The sequence below is a fragment of the Streptomyces sp. NPDC002698 genome (assembly GCF_042888945.1).
GTDB lineage: Bacteria > Actinomycetota > Actinomycetes > Streptomycetales > Streptomycetaceae > Streptomyces.
On record NZ_JBIAQM010000004.1, the window covers coordinates 462383 to 468905 of the forward strand.

Here is a 6523-nt window from a genome sequence, read left to right on the forward strand (position 1 = left end):
GTCGCCTGCCTGCCTGCCTGCCTGCCTGTCTGCGGCGGTCGGTCGTCGTCGCAGGCAGGCAACTCCGCTCCGGGGACGTCTGGATCGTTCCATCGCTGTCCCGTCGACGGGACACGTCACGGCGCCGCGGGACTCCCTGCGGCGCCTCTGGCTTCTCCCGTTGCAGTGGATCGATCGGTAAGTCAATTCACCTGCCGCTGCGGACAGTTCGCCGAGTCGACCGACAGGTAAAGAGCCGTACGGACTTCGTTTTCCCTCCCGCCCTGGGCATTCTCGGTTGGTCACCCCGCTGGTCGGCCGCATGCGCAACGAGTCCGACGGATCGATGAATCGGCCAGGTCGAACCGACTCCAGCCGCGACAGATGAACGTTGAGGAGTAGCCGATGATCCCGTTGTCCTTCGCTCAGCGCCGGCTGTGGTTCCTGCACCGTCTGGAGGGGCCGTCCGCGACGTACAACATCCCGTTCGTGCTGCGCCTGGACGGGCCGCTGGACACCAAGGCCCTGGCCGCGGCGGTGACGGACGTCGCCACCCGGCACGAGAGCCTGCGCACCCTGCTCGTCGAGAACGAGGACGGTGTCCCCGAGCAGCGGATCCTGCCGGTCGAGGAGGCGGTGCCGCCGTTCCGGGTGGCCGACGTGGCCGCGGACGCGGTGGACGACGCGATGCGCGAGGTCGTGGCCGCGGGGTTCGAGCTGGACAGGGATCTGCCCCTGCGGACCACCGTGCTCCGTGTCTCTCCGCGGGAACACGTGGTGGTGTTCGTGTTCCACCATGTCGCGGCGGACGGGGCGTCGATGGCGCCCTTCGTGCGGGACCTGCTGTCGGCGTACGTGGCTCGCGGGCGGGGCGACGCGCCGGACTGGGCTCCGCTGCCGGTGCAGTACCGGGACTACACGGTGTGGCAGCGGCAGATGCTGGGCGACGAGGACGACCCGGACAGCGTGGCCGCGGAGCAGCTGGAGCACTGGCGCCGCGAACTGGCCGGAGCACCGCAGCCGATGCAGCTGCCGCTGGACCGGCCGCGGCCCGGTTCGGCCGGTCACCGTGGCGCCGAGGTCATGTTCGAGCTGGAACCCGAGCTGTTGTCCGGGGTGCGGAAGCTGGCGGCGGAGCACGGCGCCACGGCACCGATGGTCGCCCAGGCCGCGCTCGCGGTGCTGCTGCACCACCTCGGCGCCGGCAACGACCTCACCATCGGCAGCCCGATCGAGGGGCGCCCCGACGAGCAGCTGGAAGACCTGATCGGGTTCTTCGCCAACACCTGGGTGCTGCGCGTCGACCTGTCGCACAACCCGTCGTTCGGCGATCTGCTGGACCAGGTACGGGAGCGGGCGCTCGGCGCCTACGACAACCAGGACGTTCCCTTCGAGCACCTGGTGGAACTCCTCGACCCGGAGCGCACCACCGCCTACCAGCCGCTGTTCCAGGTGATGCTGGCCTGGCAGTTCGTGTGGCCGGAGATCGAGATGCCGGGGCTGCGGGGCACCCTTGTCTGGCCGGGCACCGAGACCGCGAAGTTCGACCTGTTCCTCAACATCGTCCCGGACCCCTCCGGGAAGGCGTACGGGCGCCTGGAGTACGCGACGGAACTGTTCGACCACGCGACGGCCGAGAGCCTTGTGGACCGCTATGTGCGGGTGTTGCGGCAGGTGGTCGCCGCTCCCGGGACACGCCTCGGCGGGGTGGACGTGCTCACCGAGGCCGAGCGGGACCGGCTCGCCCGGCTGAACGAGACGAGCGCACCGGTCCCGGCGGCGACGGTGCCGGAGTTGGTCGCCGCCCGGTCGGCGCGGGCCCCGCACACCACCGCCGTCGTGTCCGGACGTACATCACTGTCGTACGGGCTGCTGGAGGCCCGCGCGGGCCGGCTGGCCGCGGTGCTGCGCGAGCACGGCGTGGGACCCGACGTGTTGGTGGCCGTGGCGCTGCCCCGCTCGGCCGACCTGGCCGTCGCGCTCCTCGCCGTCCTCAAGGCCGGCGGCGCCTGCCTCCCGGTCGACCCCGCCTTCCCCTCCGCACGCGTCGGCCTCCTGCTGGACACCGCCCGCCCGGCCCTGGTGCTCACCGACCATGACACCGCGCACACCGTGGCCGGCTGCCGCGCCCCGCTGCTGCACCTCGACGACCTGGACCTCGACCTGGATCTGGACGGCCCCGTCGTCGACGCCTCCACGGCCGGCGTCGGACCCGACCATCTGGCGTACGTGATGTTCACCTCCGGCTCGACCGGCACCCCCAAGGGCGTCGCCGTCACCCACGCCGCCGTGGTCAACGGCGTACGGGACCTGGCCCGGCGCACCCACGTCGGGGCCGGCTCACGGATGCTCGCCGCGACCTCGGTGAACTTCGACGTCTCCGTGTTCGAGATCTTCACCGCACTGACCTGCGGAGCGAGCGTGGAGATCGTCCGCGACGTCCTCGAACTCGCCGAACGCGACGCCTGGTCGGGCACCACCATCAGCGCCGTACCGACCGTCTTCGCCGCACTGCTCGACCAGCTCGGCACCGACGACGCCCACAGCCTCCGGCTCGACGTCGAAACCGTCGTGTTCGCCGGTGAGGCGTTGGCCGGCGACCTGGTTCACAGAGTGCGGCAAGCCCTGCCCGGCACCCGCGTCGTCAACGCCTACGGCCAGACCGAGAGCTTCTACGCCTCGGCCTTCACGGTCCCGCAGGAGTGGGCCGGGACCGGTGCGATCCCCGTCGGCACTCCGCTGGCCAACATGCGCGTCCACGTCCTGGGACCCGGACTCGCCCCGGTCGCACCGGGTGTGATCGGCGAGCTGTACGTGGCGGGCCCGGTCGCCCGCGGCTACCACCGCAACGGCGCCGCCACCGCGGAACGCTTCGTGGCCTGCCCCTTCGGCCCGCCCGGCACGCGCATGTACCGCACCGGCGACCTGGCTCGGTGGGACGCCGAGGGCCGGCTCAGGTACGCCGGACGCGCCGACGACCAGGTCAAGGTCAACGGCATCCGCGTCGAACCCACCGAGATCGAGACCGTCCTGGCCCAGCACCCCGCCGTCGCCCAGGCCGTCGTCACCGTGTGCGAGGACACCTCCGGCAGCAAGCGGCTCGTCGGTTACGTGGTGCCGGTGGACGGCGGTGCCGGGGACGGCGACTTCGACCTGGACGCCGGCGTTTCGGTGGCGGATCTGCGGCGGTTCGTGGCCAAGCGGCTGCCCGACTACATGGTGCCCACCCAGCTGGTGGTCCTCGAGCGGCTGCCGCTGACCGCCAACGGCAAACTGGACCGGGCCGCGCTGCCCGAGCCGCAGTTCACCGGCGTCAAGTACCAGGCGCCGCGCAGCGGGACGGAGCGGGTGCTGGCGGAGGTGTACGCCGACGTCCTGGGCGCCGGGCGGGTGGGCGTCGACGACGACTTCTTCGCGGGTGGCGGCGACAGCATCCGCTCCATCCAGGTGGTGGCACGCGCCAAGACCCGCGGCGTCGTCGTCACCACCCGGGAGATCTTCGAGCACCGCACCGTCGCCCGGCTCGCCGAGCTGGTCGAGGGCCGGGCCGACGAGGAGCGGGTGACCCTGGCCGAGCTGCCGGGCGGCGGCGTGGGCTGGGCCCCGCTGCCGCCGACCGCGGCCCACGTCCTCGCCCTGGGCGGCGGCATCGGCCGGTTCTGCATGTCCGCGCTGCTGACCCTGCCCGAGGGCATCGACCGCGCGGGGCTGACCGCCATGCTGCAAGCCGTCCTGGACCGGCACGACGTGCTGCGTTCCCGGCTCGACCGGGTACGGCCGGGCCTGCGGATGCGGGAGGCGGGCAGCGTGGACGCCGCCGTGCTGGTGCGCGAGGTCGCCTTGTCCGGCGCTGATGTGCAGGCCGAACTGGACGCGGCGGCCGGCCGTCTCGACCCGGACGCGGGCGTGATGGCCCAGTTCGTATGGCTTACCCCCGACACGGGCACGGATACCGGTCGGCTGCTGATCGTGCTGCACCACCTGGTCGTCGACGGGGTGTCGTGGCGGATCCTGGTGCCCGACCTGGTGGCCGCCTGGCAGGAGGTCAAGGACAAGCCCCGGCCCGAACGGGCAGGCGTGGGCACCTCGCTGCGCCGTTGGACGCACGCTCTGGCCGAGGAGGCCGCCCGCCCAGAGCGGGTCGCCGAGCTGGCCGTGTGGCAGCGGATTCTGGACGGTGACGAACCGACCCTGGGAGCAAGGGAGTTGGACGGCACACGCGATGTGGCCGCCACCGTGGACACGGTGCGCGTCCGTGTCCCGGCCGATGTCACCAAGACCCTGCTCGACACGGTGCCCGCCCTCTTCCGCGGCGGAGTCGACGACGGTCTGCTGGCCGGACTCGCCCTGGCCCTGGCGCGCTGGCGTCAGGCACGCGGCATCTCCGCGTCCTCTGCGCTGGTGCGGTTGGAGGGGCACGGCCGTGAAGAGCACCTGGCGCCCGGCGCGGACCTGTCCGGCACGCTCGGCTGGTTCACCGCCATGTACCCGGTCCGTCTGGACGTCGCCGGTATCGACCTGGCGGAGGCGTTCGCGGGCGGCGCGGCCGCCGGGAAAGCGGTCAAGGCCGTCAAGGAACAACTGCGGGCGATACCGGACGCCGGCCTGGGACACGGACTCCTGGCCCACCTCAACCCCGACACCGCCGCCGTACTGGCCACGGCACGCCGACCGCAGATCGGGTTCAACTACCTCGGCAAGAGCTCCGGTTCGGACATCCCCGAGGAACTGCGCGGCCTGGGCTGGGCCCCGGACACCACGCACACCGACCTGATCGCCGCGCCCGACGCGGACATGGAGGTGCTGTCGGCGCTGGAGATCAACGCGGTGGCCACCGACATCGGCGACGGCGACGAACTGACCGCCTACTTCGGCTTCCCCACCGGCGTCCTCACCCGCGAAGAGGTCGGTGAACTGGCGGCACTGTGGGTCCAGGCACTGACCGCCCTGGCCCGGCACGCCACCACCGACGGCGCCGGCGGCCTGACCCCCGGCGACGCACCCCTGGTCACGGTGGCCCAACACGAGATCGACACCTGGGAGGCCCGCTTCGGCAAGCTCGCCCAGGTATGGCCGGCCACCCCCGCACAGTCCGGGCTGCTGTTCCACGCGATGCTGGCCGGATCCTCCTTCGACGCGTACCACATGCAGTTGGTGTTCCACCTGTCCGGCGAGGTCGACCCGGAACGGATGCGCCGGGCCGGACAGGCACTCCTGGACCGTCACCCCGCCCTGCGGGCCGCGTTCGTCGACCGGGCGGACGGCGATCTCGTACAGGTCCTACCGGAGTCGGTGGCTCTGCCGTGGCAGTACCTCGACCTGACCGCGGCCGAAGAGCCGGAGCGCGCCGAGGAGTTCGAGCGATTCCTCGACCGGGACCGGACCACCTACTTCGACACGGACACCCCACCCCTGATCCGGCTGGCCCTGGCCGTCCTCGAACCCGACCGGGCCGAACTCGTACTGACCGCCCATCACGTGCTGTTCGACGGCTGGTCCACGCCTCTGCTCATGCGCGACCTGCTGCTGCTCTACGCGGCCGACAACGACGCTTCCGCGCTGCCTGCCACCCGTGACTACGGCGACTTCCTGACCTGGCTCACCCACCACGACCACGAGGAATCCGCGCGCGTCTGGGCGGCCGAACTCGACGGTGTCCAGGAACCGACCCTGCTCGTGCCGCACGCGGGAACCCGGCACGATTCCGCGGGCATCGGCAACATCGAAGTGGTATTCGAGCGCAAGCAGGACCTGTCCCGCCGGGCCGCGGAGCTCGGCGTCACGCTCAACACCCTGGTGCAGGGTGCCTGGGCCGTTCTCCTCGCCCATCTCACCGGGAACTCCGACATCGTCTTCGGAGCCACCGTGTCCGGGCGCCCGCCTGCCGTGAAGCACGTCGACGACATGGTCGGCCTGTTCATCAACACCATCCCTGTCCGGGTGCGTTGCGAGGGGCAGGACACCTTCGCCGACCTGCTCACCGCGTTGCAGGACCGGCAGGCGGCCCTGCTCGACCATCACCAGCACAGCCTGGCGGAGATCCAGCAGGCGACCGGGCTGAGCGCACTGTTCGACACGATGGTCGTGTTCGAGTCGTACCCCATCGACCGGGAAGCCATCGGCGAGGCCAACTCCTCAGCAGGTGTCGCCATCACCGGGCTGCGCCCGTTCGCGGGCTCGCACTACCCGGTCATCCTGGCCGCCGCAGCCGATCCGCAGCTTCAACTGGTCCTGCAGTACCAGAAGGACCTGCTGGATCAGGACGCGGCGGCCGACATCGTCGCGCGGTTCGTGCGGGTGCTGGAGCAGGTGGCCGCAGCGCCTGGGGCCCCGCTCAGTTCGATCGACGTGCTGGGCGAGGACGAACGCGACCGGCTGGTGCGGCGGGTCAACGACACCGCCCGCCCGGTCGCGGCGACCACGCTGCCCGACGCGTTCGAGGCCCAGGTCGCCCGTACCCCGGACCGCATCGCGGTGATCGGCGAGCACGAGAGCCTGACCTACGCCGAGTTCAACAAGCGTGCCAACCAGCTCGCGCACTGGC

The 6523-nt window shown here is 71.6% G+C and carries 1 protein-coding gene; it reads left to right on the plus strand.

Features of this window, described 5'->3' with window-relative positions; translation table 11 throughout:
- Nucleotides 1–384 precede the first annotated feature (384 nt).
- Nucleotides 385–6523, plus strand: a 6139-nt coding sequence (locus ACFYW9_RS09105) for an amino acid adenylation domain-containing protein (protein ID WP_389146712.1), incomplete at its 3' end; no start/stop codon positions are given.